The organism is Neorhizobium alkalisoli, from assembly GCF_007829835.1.
Taxonomy (GTDB): domain Bacteria; phylum Pseudomonadota; class Alphaproteobacteria; order Rhizobiales; family Rhizobiaceae; genus Neorhizobium.
Genome location: NZ_VIWP01000003.1, coordinates 729366 through 754698, shown reverse-complemented (window position 1 = coordinate 754698; position 25333 = coordinate 729366). Strand labels below are relative to the sequence as shown.

General features: G+C 60.1%; 23 protein-coding genes. 17 read left to right on the top strand and 6 right to left on the bottom strand.

Annotated features, from left to right (window positions below; genetic code table 11):
* The first annotated feature begins 2 nt into the window (after positions 1–2).
* Entirely contained in the window at positions 3–554 is a 552-nt protein-coding gene (locus FHW37_RS14575; protein ID WP_145637663.1) for a sarcosine oxidase subunit gamma, read from the top strand.
* A 4-nt stretch (positions 555–558) separates the two neighbouring features.
* Here the strand turns inward: FHW37_RS14575 and FHW37_RS14570 are convergent, their stop codons facing one another.
* Entirely contained in the window at positions 559–825 is a 267-nt protein-coding gene (locus FHW37_RS14570) for a hypothetical protein (RefSeq protein WP_210249293.1), read from the bottom strand.
* A 206-nt stretch (positions 826–1031) separates the two neighbouring features.
* Here FHW37_RS14570 and FHW37_RS14565 point away from each other — a divergent pair, with 206 nt between their 5' ends.
* The 8 genes from FHW37_RS14565 (at position 1032) to FHW37_RS14530 (ending at position 9954) form a co-directional block, all read left to right on the top strand.
* On the top strand, positions 1032–3458 hold the full coding sequence (locus tag FHW37_RS14565; protein ID WP_145637660.1) for a GcvT family protein: 2427 nt from the start codon (positions 1032–1034) through the stop codon (positions 3456–3458).
* A gap of 272 nt (positions 3459–3730) precedes the next feature.
* Positions 3731–4633 (top strand): branched-chain amino acid ABC transporter permease, encoded by a 903-nt coding sequence (locus FHW37_RS14560; RefSeq protein ID WP_145637658.1) that lies wholly within the window; start codon positions 3731–3733, stop codon positions 4631–4633.
* A 35-nt stretch (positions 4634–4668) separates the two neighbouring features.
* The gene (gene livM / locus FHW37_RS14555; RefSeq protein WP_432442861.1) at positions 4669–6021 is read left to right on the top strand and encodes a high-affinity branched-chain amino acid ABC transporter permease LivM; all 1353 of its coding nucleotides are present in this window, start codon (positions 4669–4671) and stop codon (positions 6019–6021) included.
* A complete protein-coding gene (locus FHW37_RS14550; RefSeq protein ID WP_145637655.1) occupies positions 6021–6884 on the top strand; it encodes an ABC transporter ATP-binding protein in 864 nt (287 codons plus the stop codon). Before livM ends, FHW37_RS14550 begins: the two co-directional genes overlap by 1 nt.
* Positions 6884–7612 (top strand): ABC transporter ATP-binding protein, encoded by a 729-nt coding sequence (locus tag FHW37_RS14545; protein WP_145637653.1) that lies wholly within the window; start codon positions 6884–6886, stop codon positions 7610–7612. The genes FHW37_RS14550 and FHW37_RS14545 overlap by 1 nt, the downstream gene beginning before the upstream one ends.
* A gap of 39 nt (positions 7613–7651) precedes the next feature.
* Positions 7652–8005 carry a DUF6867 family protein gene (locus tag FHW37_RS14540; RefSeq protein ID WP_145637652.1) on the top strand — a complete coding sequence of 118 codons (354 nt, stop codon included), beginning with the start codon at positions 7652–7654 and terminating at the stop codon, positions 8003–8005.
* A 137-nt stretch (positions 8006–8142) separates the two neighbouring features.
* Positions 8143–9264: a branched-chain amino acid ABC transporter substrate-binding protein gene (locus FHW37_RS14535; protein ID WP_145637651.1), complete on the top strand. Its 1122-nt coding sequence runs from the start codon at positions 8143–8145 to the stop codon at positions 9262–9264.
* Positions 9265–9414: 150 nt separating this feature from the next.
* Positions 9415–9954: an MOSC domain-containing protein gene (locus FHW37_RS14530; RefSeq protein WP_145637650.1), complete on the top strand. Its 540-nt coding sequence runs from the start codon at positions 9415–9417 to the stop codon at positions 9952–9954.
* Positions 9955–10002: 48 nt separating this feature from the next.
* Here the strand turns inward: FHW37_RS14530 and FHW37_RS14525 are convergent, their stop codons facing one another.
* The 4 genes from FHW37_RS14525 to FHW37_RS14510 all read right to left on the bottom strand — a co-directional run bounded on the left by FHW37_RS14525 (position 10003) and on the right by FHW37_RS14510 (position 16365).
* Positions 10003–10485, bottom strand: coding sequence for a chemotaxis protein CheD (locus FHW37_RS14525; RefSeq protein ID WP_210249292.1), 483 nt, complete (start codon positions 10483–10485; stop codon positions 10003–10005).
* 212 nt (positions 10486–10697) lie between these two features.
* The gene (locus FHW37_RS14520; RefSeq protein ID WP_145637647.1) at positions 10698–11903 is read right to left on the bottom strand and encodes a hypothetical protein; all 1206 of its coding nucleotides are present in this window, start codon (positions 11901–11903) and stop codon (positions 10698–10700) included.
* A gap of 150 nt (positions 11904–12053) precedes the next feature.
* On the bottom strand, positions 12054–12977 hold the full coding sequence (locus FHW37_RS14515) for a response regulator transcription factor (protein ID WP_145637646.1): 924 nt from the start codon (positions 12975–12977) through the stop codon (positions 12054–12056).
* Positions 12967–16365 (bottom strand): hybrid sensor histidine kinase/response regulator, encoded by a 3399-nt coding sequence (locus tag FHW37_RS14510; RefSeq protein WP_145637645.1) that lies wholly within the window; start codon positions 16363–16365, stop codon positions 12967–12969. The genes FHW37_RS14515 and FHW37_RS14510 overlap by 11 nt, the downstream gene beginning before the upstream one ends.
* Before the next feature lie 401 nt (positions 16366–16766).
* On the opposite strand from FHW37_RS14510, the gene FHW37_RS14505 reads away from it, so the two are divergent.
* The 3 genes from FHW37_RS14505 to FHW37_RS14500 all read left to right on the top strand — a co-directional run bounded on the left by FHW37_RS14505 (position 16767) and on the right by FHW37_RS14500 (position 18678).
* Complete coding sequence (locus FHW37_RS14505) at positions 16767–17522, top strand: aspartyl/asparaginyl beta-hydroxylase domain-containing protein (RefSeq protein WP_432442852.1); 756 nt, start codon at positions 16767–16769, stop codon at positions 17520–17522.
* A gap of 186 nt (positions 17523–17708) precedes the next feature.
* Entirely contained in the window at positions 17709–17852 is a 144-nt protein-coding gene (locus FHW37_RS33560; protein WP_186458256.1) for a hypothetical protein, read from the top strand.
* 94 nt (positions 17853–17946) lie between these two features.
* The gene (locus tag FHW37_RS14500) at positions 17947–18678 is read left to right on the top strand and encodes a phosphatase PAP2 family protein (protein WP_145637643.1); all 732 of its coding nucleotides are present in this window, start codon (positions 17947–17949) and stop codon (positions 18676–18678) included.
* Positions 18679–18733: 55 nt separating this feature from the next.
* Here the strand turns inward: FHW37_RS14500 and FHW37_RS14495 are convergent, their stop codons facing one another.
* Positions 18734–19321 carry a dual specificity protein phosphatase family protein gene (locus tag FHW37_RS14495; protein WP_145637642.1) on the bottom strand — a complete coding sequence of 196 codons (588 nt, stop codon included), beginning with the start codon at positions 19319–19321 and terminating at the stop codon, positions 18734–18736.
* 245 nt (positions 19322–19566) lie between these two features.
* Here FHW37_RS14495 and urtA point away from each other — a divergent pair, with 245 nt between their 5' ends.
* The 5 genes from urtA (at position 19567) to urtE (ending at position 25318) form a co-directional block, all read left to right on the top strand.
* Positions 19567–20868, top strand: a complete 1302-nt coding sequence (gene urtA / locus FHW37_RS14490; RefSeq protein ID WP_145637641.1) for an urea ABC transporter substrate-binding protein — start codon at positions 19567–19569, stop codon at positions 20866–20868.
* 202 nt (positions 20869–21070) lie between these two features.
* Positions 21071–22681 (top strand): urea ABC transporter permease subunit UrtB, encoded by a 1611-nt coding sequence (gene urtB / locus FHW37_RS14480; RefSeq protein WP_145637639.1) that lies wholly within the window; start codon positions 21071–21073, stop codon positions 22679–22681.
* Positions 22678–23853: an urea ABC transporter permease subunit UrtC gene (gene urtC / locus FHW37_RS14475; RefSeq protein ID WP_145637637.1), complete on the top strand. Its 1176-nt coding sequence runs from the start codon at positions 22678–22680 to the stop codon at positions 23851–23853. The genes urtB and urtC overlap by 4 nt, the downstream gene beginning before the upstream one ends.
* Before the next feature lie 4 nt (positions 23854–23857).
* The gene (gene urtD, locus FHW37_RS14470; RefSeq protein ID WP_145637636.1) at positions 23858–24619 is read left to right on the top strand and encodes an urea ABC transporter ATP-binding protein UrtD; all 762 of its coding nucleotides are present in this window, start codon (positions 23858–23860) and stop codon (positions 24617–24619) included.
* Positions 24620–24622: 3 nt separating this feature from the next.
* Positions 24623–25318: an urea ABC transporter ATP-binding subunit UrtE gene (gene urtE, locus FHW37_RS14465; protein WP_145637634.1), complete on the top strand. Its 696-nt coding sequence runs from the start codon at positions 24623–24625 to the stop codon at positions 25316–25318.
* The last annotated feature ends 15 nt before the right edge of the window (positions 25319–25333 follow it).

Here is a 25333-nt window from a genome sequence, read left to right as displayed (position 1 = left end):
CGATGGCACTCACTCTTCTTCACCGGCACGTCCTCGATGATCACATCTCGGGTTTCGAGACGAATGCCAATCCCAACCATCTCTCCGTCTTCCGGCGGCCGGTGATCTTTTCCGTGCTGGCGAAGGTCGGGCAGGAGAGGGCGGTCGGTGCAGCACTCGAAGCCGCCGCCGATATCGCGGTCCGTACCTGCGCGCCGGGGGAATGGCTTGCCGTGTCGCAGACGAGCGGATCGGAAACCGTCGCCGGGCAATTGTCGGCGATAGTGGACGCCTCTTCCGTCGACCAGAGCGACGGCAAGGTTCTGCTGACGGTAAGCGGCCCGAGCGTGCGCAAGATCCTGGCGAAATGTGTTGCCGTCGATCTGCATCCGGACGCTTTTGCAGATGGGCATTCGACCAACATGCTGATCGGCCATGTCACCGGCAATCTTGCCCGCACCGGTGCCGACCGGTTCGAGATCATCGTGCCGCGTTCGTTTGCGGGCTCGGTTTTCGAGGAGCTTATGGAAATGGGCCGGGAGTTTGCGCTGACGGCGGCGTTTGCGGGCGACTGACCGTTCAGTAGCTCTCCCGAACAAAGCACCAGAGCGCCTTTTCGTCGGTGGCCGGAACGATCAGGTCCGGGCGTCTTTCCAGTGCCGGCACGAGGCTTTGCAGGCCTTCGACCCGGCTTAGGAGGTCGATCAGGTTCGGCGCCAGATCTTCGGCGAAATCGCGGCAGAAGCCGTGGATGACGCCGAATTCGATCGTTTTTCTGGGCGACGCATCGCGCGCCATCGTCAGCACATTTCCAACCAGTTCATCGAAATTCAGCGGGTTCGACATCATGCCATCCCTTCGGTGTTGCGGCTCTTGTATGCCTATACGCAGGGCGCGAAAAATTAGTTTCACGGAACGGGTGGAAGATGGCGCGAACCGAACATCGAGTATGTCGGAAACGACAAAACCCGCTTCGCAGAACAGCCTATTGAGCAATTGCGAGACCCTCTAGGCTCGGCCCAAATCATCGTTCCGCAACGGAGACTGTTTTCATGAAAAGCCATGCCCGGGTTGTCGTCATCGGCGGCGGTGTCGTCGGATGTTCGGTGCTGTATCACCTGACCAAGCTCGGCTGGACCGATGTCGTGCTGGTCGAGCGTTCGGAGCTCACGTCCGGCTCCACCTGGCATGCGGCCGGCGGCATGCACACGATCAACGGCGATCCGAACGTCGCCAAGCTGCAGAAATACACGGTCGAGCTCTACAAGGAGATCGAGGATTATTCCGGCCAGGATATCGGACTGCACATGACGTCCGGCCTGATGCTGGCCGCCACCAATGAGCGGTTCGACTGGATGAAGTCGCTGCTGGCCAAGGGCAAATATGCCGGCGGCGAGGCGACGTTGATCTCGGCCAAGGAAGCGCATGAAATGATGCCGCTTCTCGACCCGACCCAGTTCGTCGGCGCCGTGTTCGATCCGCATGAAGGCCATCTCGATCCTTACGGTACGACACATGCCTATGCGAAATCGGCCAAGAAGAACGGTGCGGAAATCTACCTGCACACCAAGGTCGAGGATCTGGTGCAGCTGGAAGACGGCACCTGGCGGGTGCTCACCGACAAGGGCGAGATTCGCGCCGAGCATGTCGTCAATGCCGCCGGCCTCTGGGCCCGCGAAGTCGGCCGCATGGTCGGGCTGGAACTGCCGGTTCTGGCCATGGAGCACATGTATCTCATCACCGAGGACATGCAGGAAGTCATCGACTTCAACCAGACGACCGGCAAGGAAATCATGCATTGCGTCGATTTCGACGGCGAGATCTATATCCGCCAGGAACGCAACGGCATGCTGATGGGCACCTATGAAAAGGACTGCCGCCCCTGGTCGCCGATCGAGACGCCTTGGACCTTCGGCCATGAGCTGCTGGCCGAAGACCTGGAGCGCATCACCAACGAGCTGGAAGTCGGTTTCCGGCATTTCCCGGCCTTCAACAATGCCGGTATCAAGAAGATCATCAACGGCCCCTTCACCTTCTCGCCGGACGGTAACCCGCTGGTCGGCCCGGTGCGCGGCATGACGAATTTCTGGTCGGCCTGTGCGGTCATGGCCGGCTTCTCTCAAGGCGGCGGCGTCGGTCTGGCGCTCGCGAGCTGGATCATCAACGGCGATCCGGGTTTTGACGTCTTCGCGATGGATGTGAGCCGCTACGGCGATTATGCGACGCTCGCTTATACGAACGCGAAAGTGCGTGAAAACTATTCGCGCCGCTTTTCGATCCGCTATCCGAACGAGGAACTGCCGGGCGCACGTCCTCTCCTGACGACGCCGATCTATGACAAGCTGAAGGCGGCCGGTGCTGTGTTCGGCGCTTCCTACGGGCTGGAAACGCCGCTCTGGTTTGCGCCGGAAGGCGTGACGGACAAATTCTCCTGGCGCCGCTCAACGGATTTCGAGGCGGTCGGCCGCGAGGCGAAGGTCGTGCGTGAGAGCGTCGGCCTGATGGAGACGTCGGGCTTTGCCAAATATGCGGTGACGGGCGAGGGGGCACATGCCTGGCTCGACACGATCCTGGCCGGCCGGGTGCCGGTCGCCGGCCGCATGTCGCTGACGCCGATGCTCAACGATGCGGGAAAACTGATCGGCGATTTCACGCTTGCCAATCTCGACGACGGCGAATTCCTGCTGATCGGTTCCGGCATTGCCGAGGACTATCACATGCGCTGGTTCGAGCAGCATCTGCCGGATGACGGTTCGGTTGAGATCGATCCTCTCAATCTGGGCCTGGTCGGCCTGTCGATCGCCGGTCCGAAGTCGCGCGAGCTGTTGCAGAAGCTGACCCATCTCGACCTGTCCGACAAGGGACTGCCGTTCATGGGTATTGTCGAGATCGATCTCGGCATGGCGCCGGTCATTTTGGGCCGTGTCTCCTATACGGGCGATCTCGGTTACGAGCTTTGGATGAAGCCGGAATACCAGCGTTACCTTTTCGACCTGATCATGGAAGCGGGCGCCGAGTTCGGTATCGGCCTGTTCGGTCTCCGGGCCCTCAACGCATTGCGGCTCGACAAGTCTTTCGGCAGCTGGTCGCGCGAATACCGGCCGCTCTACGGGCCGCAGGAAGCCGCTCTCGGCCGCTTCATCGCCTATAACAAGAGCGCGGATTTCATCGGCAAGGCCGAAGCGCTGAGGGAGAAGGCGGAGGGCGGCGCCCTGCGGCTCGTCACCTTCGTTGTCGAGGCGAAGGATGCGGATGTGCTGGGCGACGAGCCGATCTCGCTCAATGGCGAGGTTTGCGGCTGGGTGACGTCCGGTGGTTATGCCCATGCGTCCGGCGTTTCCGTTGCCATGGGATATGTCCCGAAGGAGAAGGCGACCGCGATCGACGGCTGGCAGATCGAGGTTTTGGGCGAAATGCTCGATGCGCGCCTGCAGCCGCAGGCTCTGTTCGATGCCAACGGGTCGCGCATGCGCTCTTGAGCTTGATCTCGCGCCGGTTCGTCCACAGGCGGCCGGCGCGAGATTTGCGATTTTCGGTCGCATTTCAAACCGTTGATGGCGCAAATCCGCCAGCGCTGGGCAAAATGGCGCGTTGCTGGGCAAAAGCCTACGTATTTTCCACTGCCTCTTTATTTTGCACTTCACATTTCCTTCGAAACGATTATGAAAAATGGAATAGGCCCATGAAAAAAATGGGACAGCCAATACAAGAGATGTAGCCGCAACGACGGACTGCATCCGGGGGAAAGTACATGGATTATTTTATCCAGCAGCTCATCAACGGGCTGACTCTTGGATCCATCTATGGTCTCGTGGCAATCGGCTATACGATGGTTTATGGCATCATCGGCATGATCAACTTTGCCCATGGTGACATCTTCATGCTCGGCGGCTTTGCCGCGCTGATCGTCTTCCTGATCCTGACATCGCTGTTCGCCGGCATTCCTGTCGCAATCCTGCTGCTGGTCATGCTGCTCGTCGGCATGCTGGTCACGGGACTGTGGAACTGGACGATCGAACGCGTCGCCTACAGGCCGCTCCGCGGTTCGTTTCGCCTCGCACCGCTGATCACCGCAATCGGCATGTCGATCGCGCTGTCGAACTTCATCCAGGTCACGCAGGGTCCGCGCAACAAGCCGATCCCGCAGCTGGTGTCCGATACCTATCACATCGGCGAGATCACCATTTCGCTGAAGCAGCTGCTGATCGTCGCGATCACTGCAGTCCTGCTCTTCGTCTTCTGGTACATCGTCAACAAGACGCCGCTCGGCCGTGCCCAGCGTGCGACCGAACAGGACCGCAAGATGGCGGCGCTGCTCGGCGTTGACGTCGACCGGACGATTTCGGTCACCTTCATCATGGGCGCAGCACTCGCGGCCGTCGCTGGTGGCATGTACCTGATGTATTACGGCGTGGCTTCGTTCAACGACGGCTTCATTCCGGGCGTCAAGGCATTCACCGCGGCCGTTCTCGGCGGCATCGGCTCACTGCCGGGCGCCGTTCTCGGCGGGCTTCTGATCGGTCTGATCGAGTCCTTGTGGTCCGCGTATTTCTCGATCGAATACAAGGATGTCGCGACCTTCGCCATCCTCGCGATCGTGCTGATCTTCAAGCCCACCGGCATTCTCGGTCGGCCGGAAGTGGAGAAGGTCTGATCATGGCAAACCCAATCGAAACCAATCCGGGCGGCATGGCTAAGGCCGTCCGGGAGGGCGTGTTCGCGGGCATCATCGCCTTCTTCATGTTCCTCCTTTATGTCGGCATCGAAACCTATCAGGACATCAACAATGCGCTGGTCTGGCGCACCCGTTGGGAACTGCTGGCCGTTTTCGTCGCCGTTGCCGCGATCGGCCGCTTCCTGACGGTCGGCTTCATCAAGCCGCATATCGATCGCCGCAAGCTCAACAAGGCCAAGAGCGGCGTTCTCGAGATTTCCGACAAGAAGAGCTTCTTCCACCGCCACTTCCTGAAGTTCGCGCTGGTCTTCCTGCTGGTCTATCCGTTCCTGTCGCTGCTGATCGTCGGCAAGCAGGGCTCGCTGAAATATGTCGACAATTTCGGTATCCAGATCCTCATCTACGTGATGCTTGCCTGGGGCCTGAATATCGTCGTCGGTCTCGCTGGCCTGCTCGACCTCGGTTACGTCGCCTTCTATGCGGTCGGTGCCTATTCCTACGCGCTGCTCTCCAGCTATTTCGGCCTGTCCTTCTGGGTCCTGCTGCCGCTGTCGGGCATCTTTGCCGCCCTCTGGGGCATCATGCTGGGCTTCCCGGTGCTGCGTCTCAGGGGTGACTATCTGGCGATCGTCACGCTCGCTTTCGGTGAAATCATCCGACTGGTGCTGATCAACTGGACGGTGGTGACCAAGGGCACGTTCGGCATTGCCGGCATTGCCAAGGCTTCGGTCTTCGGCATCTGGTCCTTCGATGTCGGCGCACCGAACAACTTTGCAAAAGTCTTCGGCCTTGCCAGCTCGTCGGTCTATTACAAGATCTTCCTCTTCTACGTGATCCTGGCGCTCTGCCTGCTCACCGCTTACGTGACGATCCGCCTGCGCCGCATGCCGATCGGCCGCGCCTGGGAAGCGCTGCGTGAAGACGAGATCGCCTGCCGCTCGCTCGGTATCAACACGGTCGCGACCAAGCTTACCGCCTTTGCAACGGGTGCGATGTTCGGCGGTTTCGCCGGCTCGTTCTTCGCCGCCCGCCAGGGCTTCGTTTCTCCGGAAAGCTTCGTCTTCCTGGAATCGGCGGTCATCCTCGCCATCGTCGTTCTCGGCGGCATGGGTTCGCTGACGGGCATCGCGATTGCTGCGGTCGTCATGGTCGGCGGCACCGAAGTCCTGCGTGAAATGTCGTTCCTGAAACTGGTCTTCGGACCGGACTTCACACCGGAACTCTACCGCATGCTTCTGTTCGGCCTGGCCATGATCATCGTCATGCTGTTCAAGCCGCGCGGTTTCGTCGGCTCACGTGAACCCACCGCCTTCCTCAAGGAGCGCAGGGCGGTTTCCGGAAGCTTCACCAAGGAGGGCCACGGCTGATGGCTCCGGGTACGACTGCAATGGTTAAGGATACGATCCTCAAGGTCGATCACCTGTCGATGAAGTTCGGCGGCCTGATGGCGATCAACGATCTCTCGCTCGAAGCAAAGCGCGGCGAAATCACGGCGCTGATCGGCCCGAACGGCGCCGGCAAGACGACTGTCTTCAACTGCATCACCGGCTTCTACAAGCCGACGATGGGCATGATCACGCTGAAGCGGAAGACCGGCAAGGAGTTCCTGCTGGAACGCCTCAAGGACTTCGAGATCACCAAACATGCCGGCGTGGCGCGGACGTTCCAGAACATCCGCCTTTTCTCCGGCCTGACGGTTCTCGAAAACCTGCTGGTTGCGCAGCACAATGCGCTAATGCGGGCTTCCGGCTACACGATCCTCGGCTTGCTCGGTTCGCCCGCCTACAAAAGGGCGGTCGAGGCCTCTATCGAGAAGGCGACCTATTGGCTGGAAAAGGCCGATCTGATCGATCGCGCCGACGATCCGGCCGGCGACCTTCCTTACGGCGCACAGCGCCGTCTGGAAATCGCGCGTGCCATGTGCACGGGGCCGGAACTTCTCTGCCTCGACGAGCCGGCCGCCGGTCTCAACCCGAAGGAATCGCTGACGCTGAACACGCTTCTGCGCAGCATCCGCGACGAAGGCACGTCCTTGCTCCTGATCGAGCACGACATGTCGGTCGTCATGGAGATTTCCGACCATGTCGTGGTGCTCGAATACGGCCAGAAGATTTCCGACGGCACGCCGGACCACGTCAAGAACGACCCGAAGGTCATCGCAGCCTATCTCGGTGTCGAGGATGAAGAACTTGAACAGATCGAAGAACAGCTCGAAGGAGGGAAGGTCTGATGGCCGGTGAAACCCTCCTGAGCGTCAAGGGCGTCGAGACCTTCTACGGTAACATCCGTGCACTCGCCGGCGTCGATGTCGAAGTCAACAAGGGCGAGATCGTCAGCCTGATCGGCGCCAACGGCGCCGGCAAGTCGACGCTGATGATGACCATCTGCGGTTCGCCGCAGGCGCGCGCCGGTTCGGTCATTTTCGACGGCGAGGACATTACCAAGCTGCCGACGCATCTGATTGCCCGCAAGCGCATCGCACAGTCGCCGGAAGGCCGTCGCATCTTCCCGCGCATGACGGTGTTCGAGAACCTCCAGATGGGGGCCAATCTCGATAACCTGAAATATTTCAAGGAAGACGTGGAGAAGATCTTCACCCTCTTCCCGCGCCTCAAGGAGCGCCAGAGCCAGCGTGGCGGCACGCTGTCGGGCGGCGAGCAGCAGATGCTGTCGATCGGCCGCGCGCTGATGGCACGTCCGAAGCTGCTGCTTCTCGACGAACCGTCGCTCGGTCTTGCACCGCTGATCGTCAAGGGCATTTTCGAGGCGATTAAGAAGCTCAACAAGGAAGAGGGGCTGACCGTCTTCCTCGTCGAACAGAACGCTTTTGCAGCGCTGAAATTGTCCGACCGGGCCTATGTCATGGTCAACGGTAAGGTCACCATGTCGGGCTCCGGCAAGGACCTTCTCGCCAATCCGGAAGTGCGCGCAGCCTATCTCGAAGGGGGGCGGCATTGAGCACGTCTTCCGATCAGATTTCGGCCTGGAGAGATTGAGATGCAGGGTTTGTTTTTCGAAAGTGATGAGGGCGTTCGTTACGTTCTGCGCTTCCTGGTATTCGTGCTCGGCCTGTGGACCGCGTGGCGTGCCGGCAAGGCTGCGGCCGAAGGCTGGGCGGAGTATCCGACCGTCATCATTTACAGTCTCGGACTGGCGATCGGCATGCGCTTCCTGCATTTTGCGCTCTTCCAGGGGCCCTTCCTCGACCTGTTTTATTACGTGATCGATTTTGTCCTGCTGCTGATCTTTGCGACTGCAGGATTCCGCATCCGGCGCACGCGCCAGATGGTTCAGAACTATTATTGGCTTTACGATCAGGCCTCGGCCTTTTCGTGGAAGAAGAGAGATTGACACCCAAGGCAATCTGCAATCAGATTGCTTTTAATCAAGGTGATCAAACCTAGAGTGGAACAGCTTTCCGGCGCAATGGTGGTGGGTATTGCGACTGGTCCCAACAATCAACTCACCTTTAAACTGGGAGTATATCGATGAAGAAGTCTCTTCTTTCCGCCGTTGCGCTGACGGCCATGGTTGCCTTCAGCGGCAATGCGTGGGCTGACATCGTAATCGGCGTCGGCGGTCCTCTGACCGGCCCGAACGCGGCTTTCGGCGCTCAGCTGCAGAAGGGTGCTGAACAGGCAATCGCCGACATCAACGCTGCTGGCGGCATCAACGGCGAAAAGCTGAAGATCGCGCTCGGCGACGACGTTTCGGACCCGAAGCAGGGTATTTCGGTTGCCAACAAGTTCGCATCTGACGGCGTCAAGTATATTGTCGGCCACTTCAACTCGGGCGTTTCGATCCCGGCTTCGCAGGAAGTCTATGCCGAAAACGGCATGCTCGAAATCACGCCTGCTGCAACCAACCCGGTCTTCACCGACCGCGGCCTGTGGAACACGTTCCGTACCTGCGGTCGTGACGACCAGCAGGGCGGCGTTGCCGGCGCTTACCTCGCCGACAAGTTCAAGGGTGCCAAGGTCGCCATCATCGACGACAAGACCCCGTATGGCCAGGGCCTCGCCAACGAAACCCAGAAGGCGTTCAACGCCAAGGGCGGCAAGGAAGTTCTGCGCGAAGCCGTCAATGTCGGCGACAAGGACTTCTCTGCTCTCATCGCCAAGATGAAGCAGGCCGGCGTCACCATCATCTACTGGGGTGGTCTCCACACCGAAGCCGGTCTGATCATCCGTCAGGCAAAGGACCAGGGCCTCAAGGCAACGCTCGTATCGGGTGACGGTATCGTTTCGAACGAACTGGCCTCGATCGCCGGCGACGCCGTCGCAGGCACGCTGAACACCTTCGGCCCGGATCCGACGCTGCGTCCGGAAAACAAGGACCTGGTTGCCAAGTTCAAGGCTGCCGGCTTCAACCCGGAAGCTTACACGCTCTATTCCTACGCTGCCGTTCAGGTCATCGCTGCTGGCATCAAGGCAACCGGCAAGTCGGACGACGCAGAAGCCGTTGCCAAGACGCTGCACGAAAAGGGTCCGTTCAAGACCGTTCTCGGCGACATGGCCTTCGACGCCAAGGGCGACCCGAAGCTGCCGGGCTACGTCATGTACGAATGGAAGAAGGGTCCGGACGGGAACTACAGCTACTTCCCGCAGTAAGCCTTTCGATCCTCTGGATCAGCGGAAGCCCGGCATTGCCGGGCTTCTTGCGTTTTGGGCTCCCGTACCTGTTATGGCTGGCACGCTGTCACGGAAGCTTCACAGACCATTTGTATCGCTGCGTGGACTTGCTCTCGAAAGGATCCTTGCATGCCGTCCGTCGTCTCCGTTGCGCGCTGCCAGACCCATGAGTTTTCCAAGACGGTGGTCGAGCGGATCGAGATAGTCGAAAATCTCGGTGTCGAGGGGGACGCGCATGCAGGCGTCACGGTCAAGCACCGCTCCCGCGTTGCGGTCGATCCGAGCCAGCCGAACCTGCGCCAGGTGCATCTCATCCAGCGGGAATTGTTCGACGAACTCGCCGTAAGCGGTTTCGAGCTGAAGGCCGGCGATCTGGGCGAGAATATCCTCACGGAAGGTATCGCGCTGCTCGATCTGCCGACCGATACGATCCTGAAGGTCGGGCCGAATGTCTCCCTGCAGGTGACGGGGCTGCGCAATCCTTGTGCCCAGATCGAGAATTTTCGCGCAGGCCTGCTGGGCAAGGTCGTCTACAAGGACGAGGCCGGCGATCTCGTGCGCCGGGCCGGCATCATGACGATCGTGCTCGCCGGTGGCAGCGTCGAGCCGGGCGATGTGATCGAGACCGTTTTGCCGCCGCTCCCGCATCGGGCGCTTGTGCGGGTTTGAGAGAGGGCAGGCTGCTTCTGCGGTTTGCCCGATAGAGGCAATCCTGACTTAGAAGATATGTTGCCGATCGGCCCGTTCCTTGAGCCTGACCCAGCCGCTGGCCGGATGGAATGTCACCCAGCGGGCAAAATCCTCGCCCAGGCTGGCATCGATCAGGTCTATGCCTTCCTCCATCAGGAAATCCTGGGCGAAGGCGGCATTAAGAGAGCCGGCCTGGCCGCTACCGCCTGTTCGCGCACGACCGCCATACAGCTTGGCCATCAGCCGACCGGGCTCTGCGCCACGCTTGTAGAGGCCATCAACGAGGTTGCGCATTGCCACGTCGCCATAACGTCGCTGGCGTTGACCGGGCTCGCTATTGCCGCCTGTCGGCAGGATAAAATGGTTCATGCCGCCGATACCGGCGACAGGATCATAGATGCAGGCGGAAACGCAGGAGCCGAGGACCGTGATCAGCATCGTGTCCGGACGCGATGACAGCGTCAATTGTCCGCCGAGGACATGGATCGGGCGAAAGCCGCTAATGTCCATCGGATGCCTGTTTCCCATCTATCGCTAATTCAATTCCTGATGATTTAGCTTCCTCTTGAACTATGAACGCGGCATGACGAACCGGTCCACCAGATATGAATGGCAAGAATTCTGGTTGAGAACACGTTTCTCAACCTACTGAATTTTCTGGGTTGTATCGCTTAAGGACGAAAGCCCGGGGCTCCGGTCGCCAGTGCGACATGCGCTGCTTTTCAGGGGGCGGGGTGAAGATCGGTCGGTGCAAAATCGACGAACCGGGACGCCGGCAGCGGACCGGCCGTCATCAGCGTGAAGTCGAAATTCGACCGCCGCTCGCAATCCAGCACATATTGCCGGTGGATGCGCAGGAAATCGAGCTTGATGCGCTTGTAGCGGTCGGCGGAGATCATGGCCTTGACGCGAATGAAGGCAATCTTTGCCTGCGGCGCATCGGCATGGCCGGTCAGGGTAACGACGCGGCTTTTGTAAAAATTCACGCAGTCGGTCAGGCACTGGATTTCCAGCCAGAAGATTTCTGGCACTCGGGCAATCCTGCCGACACGTTCCCGCAGCCGCGTCGCCGAACGCAGCAGCGCGCATTGTAAAATGGCACCGCCGAGCGTCGCAAATACCACCCGCTTGCCCTCGAAGATCTTTGGGTCTTCCTCGAGCAATTGGCCGATGACATGGGTGGCGACGGTCGAGCCCATGCTGTGGGAACTGATGACATATTCATCCGCATCGTCCGCCAGAGCCTTGCGGGCTTCCGAGACGCATTGGGCCAGCCAGCGATTGACCTCCGGCCTGCCGAGCGTTGCCATGTCGACAGCCAGATCCCAGTCGGCAAACAGATGCAGCGTATGCAGCCGGGATGAGACGGGCATGACGGCATAACGGAAGAATGCGGCGGCGAGCGGCAGGCTCCACAGACAGTGCCAGACGCCAAGGCCCGCCATGAAGGGCAGGGCGGCGGTGGCGATCGTCGCAAGGATCGAAAGTGCCACCAGCAGGAAAGGGAAGATGAAGAACAGGCCAAAACGCCATGCATGCTGGAAATAGCCGGTCAGGCCGCCGGTCAGGGCGACGCGGGCAGCACTGCAATAACCGGAGAGAACGCGGGTGGTCAGCGGCCTTGCCGTCAGCATCGAGACCAGGGCTGCGTGGTCGAAAATGTGGATGCGGCTTTCCGTCCGGTCCATGCCACTAGCGCAGGCGACATCGAAATAGCCGGCGGAGCCGTTCGGGCCGAGGTCGCCCACTTTGACTTCCAAGCCCCAGGTTGCGGCGCTCTGCTTGGCCGCCCGCGCATAACGCGCATGATGCAGTTTGGCGTCGAGCGGTTCGAAACCTGGAAAATGCAGGACGACACGTTTGGCGATACGTTCGGGGCTCTGCTCGCTGGCACTTGTAACTGGGCTGATGTCCGACGAAAGCGGCATGGAATTTGTTGTAATTATTGCACCGCTTTCGATGTGTAGGAGAGAATTACATGGTTTCGGTCGCCCGCTAGCATGCAAATGCGGCGGCGGTATATGCGAAACGTCAAGAATCGGCAATTCGCGATGTGTCCGGATACGAAGAAGCGCCCGTTATTCTCCGTGGAGGACGTGTGCGGCCCTGACTGCGGCCGAGGCGCGGTTTTCGACGCCGAGCTTCACGTAGATCTGTTCCAGATGCTTGTTCACCGTGCGCGATGACAGGCCGAGGATATCGCCGATATCCTTGTTCGACTTGCCCTTGGCGATCCACATCAGCACTTCGGATTCGCGCTGGGTCAGCGGAAAATGCTGGCGCAGCACCGCGTCATCCGGGCGCTTGCTGCTTGCGGTCAGGCGGAACAGATATTCGTCGGCACCGATCGCACCGAGGAAGGAGAGCTGCAGGCTGGCGCCGGCGCCTTCCGACAGGGAAAAGGCCACGTCGCGGGCAAAGCCGGGTTTGGAGCGCTCTTCCATCCATAATGAGATGCGGCGGGCGACGATGTCGATACCGTCGTCGCTTTCCGTCGCGGCATTGATCAGGCGCGTCGCCTGCGGGGTCGACCAGCGGATCGAACCGTCGCTCTTGACCGCCAGAAGATGGCGGCCGGCGGCATCGAGCGCGACGCGGGCGCTCTGGGCCGAACGGGCGTTCGAGAGGTGAACGCGGATACGGGCGCGAAGCTCGTCGATATTGATCGGCTTGCTGAGATAATCGACGCCGCCCGAATCGAGCGCGTTGACGACGTGTTCGGTTTCCGTGAGGCCGGTCATGAAGATGACCGGCACCGGGGCGATGGCGGCATTGGTCTTCAGCCTGCGGCAGGTCTCGAACCCGTCCATGCCCGGCATGACGGCATCGAGCAGGATGAGATCGGGCGTGATGCGCTCGACGATGTTGAGCGCCGCTCGGCCGGATGTGGCGATCAGCACGGAAAAACCCGATTTTTCCAGCGCTTCGGTGAGGAAGCCGAGGGCGTCCGGGCTGTCATCGACCAGAAGGACGATGTCGCGGGGCATCATGCTATCGGCCATCGCTCGTCCTTTCCTTTTCCTGTCTGGCTTCCAGCCGTCCCAAAAACTTCATGTATCCGGCAATGTCGAAGGCCTTCACATAGGCGCCGAGTTCCTCCGTGAAGGGCCGGTTTTCTTCTGATGTCGCGAGATCGGCGAGCTTTGCCTCGATGCCGCGGACGTAGCCGATTTCGCCGAGCCGCAAAAGGTCCTCGACATGGCTCGTCCCCGGACTTTTGATCGGCGGTTTCGGCCGGATCGCATCGATCAGCGGCGCCTCGTCCTCATAGACCCAGGTGAGCCCCAGATGTGAGGCGAGCTTGTCGGCAAGGCGGCGCAGATCGACCGGTTTGGCAAGCGTATCATCATGACCTTCACCGGCCTGTTCGCCGCCGCCATCGCCGATATTGGCGGAGAGCATGACGATCGGGGCGGTGAGGCCGTTTTCGCGCAGGCGCGAGACCAGCTGCCAGCCGCTCATGCCGGGCATGGAAATATCGACGAGGAAGAGATCGGGCGTGACGCCTTCGATGATCGTCAGGCATTCAGGGCCGGATCCGGCGGTCAGCACGACAAAATCCATGGGAACAAGCACTTCGCGCATCAGGTCGCGGTGGTCCTCGTTGTCGTCCACCACGACCACGGTGCGGCGTGGGCCGGTATATGAGACGATTTTTCGCTCAGCAGCTGGCGCCCGATTCGGCCGTTCGACGGCAGAGAGCATCAGCCGCACCTTGAAGATCGAGCCTTCGCCCTTTGTGCTGGCGGCGGAAATCTCGCCACCCAGCGTATTGGTCAGAAGCTGGGTGATGGTGAGGCCGAGCCCCAATCCCGGCATCGGTTTGATACTTTCCGCTTCGCCGCGCTGGAATGGTTCGTAGATGCGGCCGAGATCCTTTTCGGCGATGCCGCGGCCGGTATCAGTGACGGTAAAGGTGGCGACCTGGCTGCGATAGGCGACCTCGAAACGCACCTTGCCCTCGTCGGTAAACTTGATCGCATTGGAGAGAAGGTTGACGAGGATCTGGCGCAGCCGCTTTTCGTCGGTGCGGACATATTGCGGCAGGAGGGGGGAGCGGAGATGCTCGAATTGCAGCCCCTTGGCCTGCGCCTGCAGCGAAAACATCTCGACGATCTGGTCGAGGAAATCCTGGATGTTGATCTCGTTCGAATAGACCTGCAGCCGACCGGCTTCGATCTTGGAAATGTCGAGAAGGCCGTCGATCAGGCCGGAAAGATGGTCGGCCGAGCGTTTGATGACCTTGATCGCCGATTGCCGCGGGGCAGGGATGGTTTCGTCTCGCTCAAGAATCTGGGCGTAGCCGAGCACGGCATTAAGCGGCGTGCGCAATTCGTGGGAGAGGCCAACGACGTAGCGGCTTTTGGCGCGGTTGGCCGCCTCGGCGGTTTCCTTGGCGTCCTGCAGGGCCGCGTCGGTCTTCTTGTGGGCGGCAATTTCTTTGAGCAGAAGCGTGTTCTGGCGGGAGGATTCTTCTTCCGCCACGACGCGGCTGTCATGGGCGAGAACATAGAACCACGAAAAAATGCCGGTGATGATGGCGAAGACGAAAAAGACGATGAAGACGGTGCCGTAGATGACTTCGGCATTGGATGGCGTCGACTGGCCGACCTGATAGGCGATCATGGCGAGGATTGCGCCGATCGTCGAGATCGACAGGATGGCGGTCGTTGCGTAACGCCCGAGCCTCGTGGTCAGGCGGGCGATCACGGTTTCCGGCAGGAAGGAGCGGGCGACCGTGCCGACCTGGGTGTTGAGGCGCGCATGCGGCTTGCACATGTCGTGGCAGCGGCTGTCGAGCGAGCAGCAGAGCGAACAGATCGGCGCCGCATAGGCGGGGCACCAGGCCATGTCCTCGTGTTCGAACGGATGTTCGCAGATCGAGCAGGTGATCGAGCCGAGCGTCGTCCAGCTCTGGCGCGGTTTCCGGGCGAGATAATATTTTCCACGGGTGGCGAAGGCGATGGCGGGTGAGATGAGGAAGGCGATCAGCGTGACATAGGTGGCGAGCGAGGCCATCAGCTGGCCGAACAGGCCGAAATGGCAGGCAAGCGCGATCGTCGCCGAACCGAGCATGGAGCCGAGGCCGACCGGGTTGATGTCGTAGAGATGCGCGCGCTTGAACTCGATGCCCTCGGGCGACAGGCCGAGCGGCTTGTTGATGAAAAGATCCGCCGAAATCGTGCAGAGCCAGGCCATGGCGACGATGGAGAAAATGCCGAGCGTCTGTTCCAAGAGCCGGTAGATGCCGAGTTCCATCAAAAGGAGCGCGATGACGACGTTGAAGACCAGCCAGACGACGCGGCCCGGATGGCTGTGGGTGAGGCGCGAGAAGAAATTCGACCAGGCGAGCGAACCCGCATAGGCGTTCATCACGTTGATCTTCAGCTGCGAGACGACGACGAAGGCTGCCATCAGCATCAGGGCTGCCGTCTGATTGGGGATCATGTAACCGAAGGCGGCGAGATACATATGGGCCGGATCGCCCGCATCGCGCACCGGCACGCCGGTAGAAAGCGTCAGCACGGCAAGGAAGGAGCCGGCCAGCAGTTTTGGCACGCCCACCACAACCCAGCCGGGGCCGGCGAGAAAAACCGCGAGGCGGTGGCGCCATTTGCGCAAACCTTCTGCGGGAAGGAAGCGCAAGAAGTCTACCTGTTCGCCGATCTGCGGCATCAAGGCGAGAATGACGGCCGACGCCGCGCCGAATTCGACGAGATCGAAGGGCGCGGCACCACCGACTTGCGCATTCGAATGGTTGACGCCGGCAAAGGCGCGCCAGAGATCGAATTTTTCCCAGTCGGAAAAGGCGATGAAAACGAAAGGCAGGACGTTGAGGATGATCCAGAAGGGTTGGGTGGCGAGCTGGAAACGCGAGATCAGCTGCACGCCGTAGATGACCAACGGAATGACGACCGCGGCGCTGATGATATAGCCGATCCAGGGCGGGATGCCGAAGGCGAGATCGAGCGCGCCGGTCATGATCGAGGCTTCGATCGCAAACAGCATGAAGGTGAAGCTCGCATAGATCAGCGAGGTGATGGTCGAGCCGATATATCCGAAGGAGGCGCCGCGCGTCAGAAGATCGATATCGACGCCGTGGCGAATTGCATAACGGCTGATCGGCAGGCCGATGACCAGCATGGCGATGGCGGCAGCGATGATTGCAAACATCGCATTTGTCGTGCCGTAGGAGAGGGTGATCGCGCCGCCGATCGCTTCCAGCGCCAGAAACGAGATCGCGCCGATCGCCGTCTGCGAAATACGGCTTGAGGAAAAGCGGCGGGCGCTTTTGGCGGTAAACCGCAGCGCATAGTCTTCCAGCGTCTGGTTGGCGACCCAACGATTGTATTCACGCCGGACGGGAATGATGCGTTGCCGGGCTGCCATGCCTAATTTCTAGCGCCTTCCGAGAAGAGGTTGAATTCTGTGCAATCTCTTCTGTGGCGCGTCGTTTGGCAAGCGCGCTTTTGCAGATGCGAAGGTGGCAAGTCATGGCCGGCGCAGCGACCTGGGGATGACCTGTTCTTGTGGCGCAAAAGTTTCAGATGTCTCTCATCTTTGCCACAACTATGACAAAGGTGCTTGCAAGCTCATCATTGGTGCGCCATTCATCGGCGTATAAACCGGAGCCGCCAGCCGGGGTCGCCTGTCGACCCGACCGGGACACCATAAAAGATCAACCAGACATAAATAGCAGGCGCATTCCCGTGGAACCGTCATCTCCCTCCGCTTCTCAGCCCGTTGCTTCCAACACTGAACAGACCTTTGGCACCACGGGCATGGCCCCGATGGATCGCCCCAGCCGCGTTACCCGCTTCTTCATGGGCATTGTCGCCTGGGCGGAACGGCTGAATTTCAAATATGCCAAACTCGGCAATCCGCCGGTTTATGACAACAAGACCTTCCCCTGGGCCGCCGAGATCGAAAAGGCAGCACCGGCCATCCGCGCCGAGCTGAACAAGATTCTTGTGCGTAAGGACGAGCTGCCGACGTTTCAGGATATTTCGACCGACGTGAAGACGATCTCGACCGACAAGGGCTGGAAGACCTTCTTCCTGCTCGGTTTCGGCGTCCGTTCGGAGCAGAACATCAAGGCCTGCCCGGATACCTGGAATGCGATGCAGAAGATCCCTGGCCTCACGACCGTGATGTTCTCGATCTTCGAGCCGGGCAAACATCTGCCGGCCCATCGTGGCCCGTATAACGGTGTTCTGCGCCTGCATCTCGGCTTGATCGTTCCGGAAAACACCGGCGACAATCTGGCGATCCGCGTCAAGGACCAGATCTGCCACTGGGAAGAGGGCAAGGTCCTGATCTTCGACGACGCCTATGAGCACGAGGCCTGGAACCACACGGACAAGACCCGCGTCGTTCTGTTCGTCGATTTCACCAAGCCGCTGAAATTCCCGGCCCGTCTGGTCAACTGGATGCTGATGCACATGGCGATCTTCACGCCGTTCATCAAGGAAGGCCTGGATAACCACAAGGAATGGGAAAAGAAGTTCTATGCCGAGGCGGAAGCTTTCCGCAACCGGCCGAACTGAGCTTCTGGAGCGGCGCCGATGGTGCCGCTCCCCAAATGTCAGCCGTGCTTGAAACGCACGGCTGATCTGCATGAAACTGACCCGTTTTCTTGCAAATTTCGGCGTTTCGCTAAAATCCTAACGATCGTCTCAACGGCGGGGTGAGATCTGTGTGGCATCTGATGGCCACCCAAGATCGGAGTTCCCATGACCCGCCGCCTTCGCAATATCTCCTTTGCAGTCGCAGTCTCGCTCGGCATGTGGGCGGTGATCATCCATGGTACCCTGAGCGTCTATGCGGCCGTCCACGGCCCGTCGACCGACACTTATGTCACCGCCAGCGTCAAGTAATTCCCTCTATCGCCGATCCTGATGTTCACCGCGGCCGTTGAAGGTCGCGGGAGACGTTCAGGCTCGTGACAGGCCGGCGCCGGATAGGGTGGGGATGCATAATCCTTCCTCTTTTCCCCGCCAGGCCATTCTCGTCGTTTCCAATTTCTGCAGGACGCTGACGCCTGTCCGGCTTGTCCTGCCCGTTCTTTTGGGCGGCGCTGGGCTGGTTTTTCTGAAACTGGTGTCGGAACTGCTCGAGGGCGAGGATCTGCCTCTCGATCGTTCGATCCTGCTGGCGTTGCGCCACAAATCGGATCTTGCCTTGCCGATCGGCCCCGGCTGGCTCACCCATGCCATGGACGATATCACCAGTATCGGCGGGATCACAGTGCTCGGGCTGATGACTGTGCTGGTCACCCTCTACCTGCTGCTTGCCCGGCGGCGGATTGCGGCGCTTACGGTTCTGTTCTCCGTCGCAAGCGGCTGGCTTCTCAGCAATATTCTGAAGATCGGTATTGCGAGGCCGCGGCCGGATATCGTGCCGCATCTGATCGAGGTTCATGATCTCAGCTTTCCGAGCGGGTACGCCATGGTGTCGGCCGTGACCTATCTGACGCTCGGCCTGTTGTTGAGCGAGGTGCAGAAGACGAGGGCGCTGAAGATCTATGTTCTTGCCGTCGCCACCCTGCTAACGATCATGATCGGTTTCAGCCGGATCTATCTCGGCGTCCATTATCCGTCGGATGTGCTGGGAGGCTGGTGTGCCGGCGCGGTCTGGGCTGCCATGTGCTGGCTGGTATCGCGCCGCTTCATCGCGAAAGAGGATGGTGCGAAGCGCGATTGAAGGCGAGTGGTGCGGGACGGCAGATAACCTGCCGCCCCGCAACCGGGAGGATCACTCAGATGGCGTTCTTGGCCTTCGCAGCCCGTCTCAGCGTGCGTTCGAACTTTTCCCAGCTCTCGTCCATCGCATAGGCGGCGGAGACGTAGGGAATGCCGACATGGCCGAAGCGGAAGGAAAGCTGTCCTTCTGCCGTTTCCGGATCCATGCCGGCGACCTGGTTCAGGTAGATCACCGAAGCGAGCCCGGTACGATCCGATCCCGAACGGCAATGGATAAGGATCGGCTTCGGCATGTCGCGCATGATCGTTGCAAGCTCGGCGATTTCGTCGCTGTCGAGCTCCTTCGAGGCCGACATGCGGAAATCGACGTGCTGGATGCCGAGTTCGGCGGCACTTGCCACTTCCTGATCGTACCAGCTTGCCTTTTCGCTCTTGCCGCGCAGGTTGATGATCGTCTTGATCCCGTACTGCTTGGCATAGGTCTCGATTTCAGCCGCGCTCGGCTGGTTCGAACGATAGAGCTGGTTGGCGACCACTTCGTGGAAATTGCCGGTCAGCTGCAATACGCCGGCATAAGCGCCGGCCGAGATGCCGGCGGCTGCCAGGAGATAACCGGTTCTTTTCAGCGTTTTCTTGAAGTTCATCGATGTCTTCCCGTTGTGAGAAGACATTTCCCCGGTCAGCTGACAGCAAGCTGAATGTCCGAGCGCCCCTCGGGCCGTGCCTTTGCGGCGCAACAAGGCCCGCCTGCCACATGCGCAAAAACTTCCCGGTTCTCCCCCTCGCATACGTCATTTTGCGTATGTGGTTTCGCGCTGCAGCAACCGATAGTCGCTTAAGCAACGGTTAAGATCTGGTTGCAAACGAACAAGAAGAGGGGTTCGAACCAATGACTTTCACATCTTCCATCGGGGCAAAATTTTGCGGCGCATTGCTTGCAGCCGTCATGTCCACGACCGCGCTTTCCGGCGCCTTTGCCGCAGACGACACGATCAAGGTCGGCGTCCTCCATTCGCTTTCGGGCACGATGGCGATTTCGGAAACGACGCTGAAAGACGTCATGCTGATGCTCATCGACGAGCAGAACAAGAAGGGCGGCCTTTTGGGCAAGAAGCTCGAAGCCGTCGTCGTCGACCCGGCCTCCGACTGGCCGCTGTTTGCCGAAAAGGCCCGTCAGCTGATTTCGCAGGACAAGGTCGCGGCCGTTTTCGGTTGCTGGACCTCGTCTTCGCGCAAGTCGGTCCTGCCGGTCTTCGAGGAACTGAACTCGATCCTGTTCTACCCGGTCCAGTACGAGGGTGAAGAATCCTCGCGCAACATCTTCTACACCGGTGCCGCGCCGAACCAGCAGGCCATACCGGCCGTCGATTACCTTGCCGAGACCGAAGGCGTGAAGCGCTGGGTTCTCGAAGGCACCGACTACGTCTATCCTCAGACGACCAACAAGATCCTCAAGGCCTATCTGATGTCGAAGGGTGTCGCCGAAAGCGACATCATGATCAACTACACGCCGTTCGGTTTCTCCGACTGGCAGACGGAAGTCTCGAAGATCAAGGCCTTCGGCTCGGCCGGCAAGAAGACCGCCGTCGTCTCTACCATTAACGGCGACGCGAACGTGCCGTTCTACAAGGAACTCGGTAACCAGGGCATCAAGGCCAAGGACATTCCGGTCGTCGCCTTCTCGGTCGGCGAAGAAGAACTGGCCGGCCTCGACACCAAGCCGCTCGTCGGCCATCTCGCCGCCTGGAACTATTTCCAGTCCGTCGATGCGCCGATCAATGCCGAATTCATCAAGGAATGGAAGGCATTCACCAAGAACCCGAAGCGCGTCACCAACGACCCGATGGAAGCCGCCTATATCGGTTTCAACGCCTGGGTGAAGGCCGTCGAGGCTGCCGGCACGACCAAGACTGATGCCGTTCTGGACTCGATCATCGGCGTCTCGGTTCCGAACCTGTCGGGCGGCTATTCCACCGTCATGCCGAACCACCACATCACCAAGCCGGTTCTGATCGGCGAAATCCAGGCCGACGGCCAGTTCGACATCGTGCAGCAGACGGCCCAGGTCGTCGGCGACGAATGGTCCGACTACCTGCCGGACTCCAAGAACCTGATCTCCGATTGGCGCAAGCCGATGTCCTGCGGCAACTTCAACGTCGCCACCGGCAAGTGCGGCGGCAAGGGGATGTAACTGGCCTAGCTGGGCAAACCTGCCCCTCACCCTAACCCTCTCCCCGCCTGCGGGGAGAGGGGACGTGCCATGCTGATCGCTGGTGCAGACCGGAGAGGGCGCGGCAAATGTCCTTCTCCCCGCAAGCGGGGAGAAGGTGGCGGCAGCCGGATGAGGGGCTTTCCAAGCCCGTCGGCTGTCCGATCAACCGGGGGACAACAGCATGCTGATCCGTATCATCAGTCTAATTTTCATCATCCTTTCCTTCGCCGCACCCGCCTTTGCGCAATCCGGCACCGATCCAAAACCGCTGATCGATGCGCTGGCCAAGGCCGATTTTGCCGAGGCCGAGACGCTGATCGGGCAGATCGCCGCGACCGGCGATCCGAAAGTGGTTCCGGCTCTCGACGCTTTTTCGGAAGGCGATCTCTATTTCCGCAAATCCGACAGCGCCGTCTTCATCGGCAAGACCGGCGATGCCGGCCTCGAACTGATCGATCCGTTGACTGGCGCGTCGGCTGGCCCGACTTCTAAGAGTGCCGTCACCAAGATCAGGGTCAATAACAACCTGCGCCGTGTCATCGACGCCGCCAAGGGCGGCCTGACGCTGATGAGCCCGGATCGCGGCGTGCGGCTTGCCGCTGCCGATGCCGTGCTCGCATCTCCGAGCCCTGAAAATCTGGCACTGGTTGAAGCGGCACTCGCCAAGGAGACGGATTCGGAAGTTAAAGCCCGCATGCAGGAAGCGCGTGCTGTTTCGGTTCTTTCCTCCGACCGCTCGGTCGATGAAAAGCGCGATGCGATCAAGACGATCAAGAGCCTCGGTGGTCGCAACGCGCTCGGCATCCTGAATTCCGTTTCGAGTTCCATCGATCCGAGCCTCAAGAGCGATCTCGACTCGGCCATCGGCTCGATCGAGGCCGAGCAGCAGCTCTGGGACATGGTTCAGAACGTCTGGTACGGCCTGTCGCTCGGCTCCGTGCTTCTGCTTGCCGCGATCGGCCTTGCCATCACCTTCGGCGTCATGGGCATCATCAACATGGCGCATGGCGAAATGGTCATGCTTGGCGCCTATTCGACCTTCATGGTGCAGGAGGTCATCCGCACCCATGCGCCCGGCCTGTTCGACTGGTCGCTGGCTATCGCACTTCCGGTCGCCTTCCTTGTCACCGGTGCTGTCGGTTTCGTCATCGAGCGCTGCGTCATCCGCTTCCTGTATGGTCGGCCGCTGGAAACGCTTCTGGCCACCTGGGGCGTGTCGCTGATCCTGCAGCAGACGATCCGCTCGATTTTTGGCCCGACCAATCAGGAAGTCGGCAATCCGTCCTGGATGTCCGGTTCCTTCCCGGTCGGCGGCATGACCATTACCTGGAACCGCATGTGGATCCTGGTCTTCTCGCTGACGATCTTCTTCACGCTGCTCGTCGTCATGAAGAAATCGGCCTACGGGCTCAATATGCGCGCCGTCACCCAGAACCGCCGCATGGCATCCTCGATGGGCATCCGCACCCCTTGGGTCGATGCGCTGACCTTTGCATTGGGTTCAGGCATTGCCGGGATCGCCGGGGTGGCGCTGTCGCAGATCGACAACGTCTCTCCGAACCTCGGCCAGAGCTACATTATCGACAGTTTCATGGTCGTGGTGTTCGGCGGTGTCGGCAATCTTTGGGGCACGCTGGTGGGCGCTCTCTCGCTCGGGGTCCTCAACAAGTTCCTCGAACCCTCGGTCGGCGCGGTGCTCGGAAAGATCCTCGTGCTCGTGCTGATCATCCTTTTCATCCAAAAACGTCCGCGCGGCCTGTTCGCGCTCAAGGGAAGGGCGGTGGAAGCATGATTACCGGCTTCATTCTGCGCGCCCTCGAGGGCAAGATCGTCGCCATGATCGTGGTCCTCGTCGGCATCGCGATCCTCGTTCCGGCACTCAATCTCCTGACGCCGCCGGATAGCGCATTTCATATCCCGACCTACGCGATGGCGCTGTTCGGCAAATATCTCTGCTATGCACTGCTTGCCCTGGCACTCGATCTCGTCTGGGGCTATTGCGGCATTCTTTCGCTCGGCCATGGCGCCTTCTTCGCGCTCGGCGGGTATGCGATGGGCATGTACCTGATGCGTCAGATCGGCCCCCGCGGCGTCTATGGCAATCCGGTCCTGCCCGACTTCATGGTTTTTCTGAACTACAAGGAACTGCCGTGGTTTTGGTATGGCATGGACTGGTTCGTTGTCGCCATGGCCATGGTTCTGCTCGTGCCCGGCCTGCTTGCCTTCGTATTCGGCTGGTTCGCCTTCCGCTCGCGCGTCAACGGCGTCTATCTGTCGATCATCACCCAGGCGATGACTTATGCGCTGATGCTCGCCTTCTTCCGCAACGACATGGGGTTCGGCGGCAATAACGGCCTCACCGATTTCAAGGACATTCTTGGTTTTCAGGTGCAGGCGGATGGCACGCGTGCAGTGCTCTTCGCGCTCTCGGCAATCATGCTGGCGCTCTGCCTTCTCGTCGCTTCCGCCATTACCCGCTCGAAATTCGGCAAGGTTCTGGTCGGCGTGCGCGATGCGGAAAGCCGGGTTCGCTTCCTCGGTTTTCGCGTCGAGAACATCAAGCTTTTCACCTTCGTCGTCTCTGCCATGTTCGCGGGCATTGCCGGTGCGCTCTTCGTGCCGCAGGTCGGCATCATCAATCCGGGCGAATTCGCGCCGGCCAATTCGATCGAGATCGTCGTCTGGACGGCGGTCGGCGGGCGCGGCACGCTGATCGGCCCGATCATCGGTGCAGTTCTCGTCAATGCCGGAAAAAGCTTCTTTACCGGTGCCTTTCCCGAATTCTGGCTGTTCGCACTGGGTGGCCTGTTCATCGCGGTGACGCTGTTCCTGCCAAAGGGCATTGTCGACACGATCCAGCATGGTTTTCGCGTCCGCAAGGCGATGAAGGCGGCGGCGGAGGCTGAAAAGGGCAGGGTGGGTACGGATGCCGTCAACCCATCGGCAGCACAGGCGGCGGAGTAAGATCATGAACACGATTGCCGAAACACGCACGAAAAGTCTGCTCTATCTCGAAAACGTCTCCGTCTCCTTCGACGGGTTCAAGGCGATCAATTCCCTGTCCTTCGTCGTCGAACCGGGAGAGCTTCGCGCCATCATCGGCCCGAACGGCGCCGGCAAGACGACGATGATGGATATCATCACCGGCAAAACGCGGCCGGACAGTGGCACAGTCCTGTTCGAGGATTCGATCGACCTCACCAAGAAGGACGAGGCGGATATCGCCCAGCTCGGCATCGGCCGCAAATTCCAGAAGCCGACCGTGTTCGAAAGCCACACGGTCTGGGATAATCTGGAACTTGCATTAAACCGCGACCGCGGCGTGTTCGGCACGCTGTTCTATAGGCTGACGCCAGAGGACAAGGCGCGGATCGAGGAAATCCTGGAGACGGTGCGGCTGACACATCGCGCGGAGGAATATGCCGCCAATCTTTCCCATGGCCAGAAACAGTGGCTGGAGATCGGCATGCTCTTGGCGCAGGAACCAAAGCTGCTTCTGGTCGACGAGCCTGTCGCGGGCATGACCGATGCGGAGACGGCGGAAACGGCGATCCTGTTGCGTGAGATCGCCAAGACCCGGTCCGTCGTCGTCGTCGAACACGACATGGGCTTCATCCGCGATCTCGGCGTCAAGGTGACGTGTCTGGCGGAAGGGGCTGTACTGGCCGAAGGATCGATCGATTTCGTATCGAGCGATCCGAAGGTGATCGAGAATTATCTGGGGCGCTGAACCATGCTGACAGTCAACAACGTCAATCTTCACTACGGCGCAGCACAAGCCTTGCGTGGGGTGTCGCTCACGGCCGAAATGGGCAAGATCACCTGCGTACTCGGCCGCAATGGCGTTGGGAAATCGTCACTTCTACGCGCCGTCACCGGCCAGCACGCGATCAGCGCCGGGACGATCAGTTTTCAGAACGAGACGCTGAACGGCCTGCCGCCCTATGCGCGTGCCAAGCACGGCATCGGTTATGTGCCGCAGGGCCGGGAAATCTTTCCGCTTCTGACCGTGCAGGAAAATCTGCAGAGCGGTTATGCGCCTCTTGCCCGCAAGGACAAATTTATACCCGAGGATATCTTCAACCTGTTCCCAGTCCTGAAATCCATGCTCGGCCGTCGCGGGGGCGATCTATCCGGCGGTCAGCAGCAGCAGCTGGCGATCGGAAGGGCGATGGTGACGCGGCCAAAAATCCTCGTGCTGGACGAGCCGACCGAAGGCATCCAGCCATCGATCATCAAGGATATCGGCCGGGCCATCCGCTATCTGCGCGACAGTACCGGCATGGCGATCCTGCTGGTCGAGCAATATCTCGACTTTTGCCGCGAGCTGGCGGATCAGGTCTACATCATGGATCGTGGCGAAATCGTGCATGAGGGGCCGGCGGAAACGCTGGATACGGCAGAAGCAAGGCGCCACCTCACGGTTTAATACCACTAATTATCC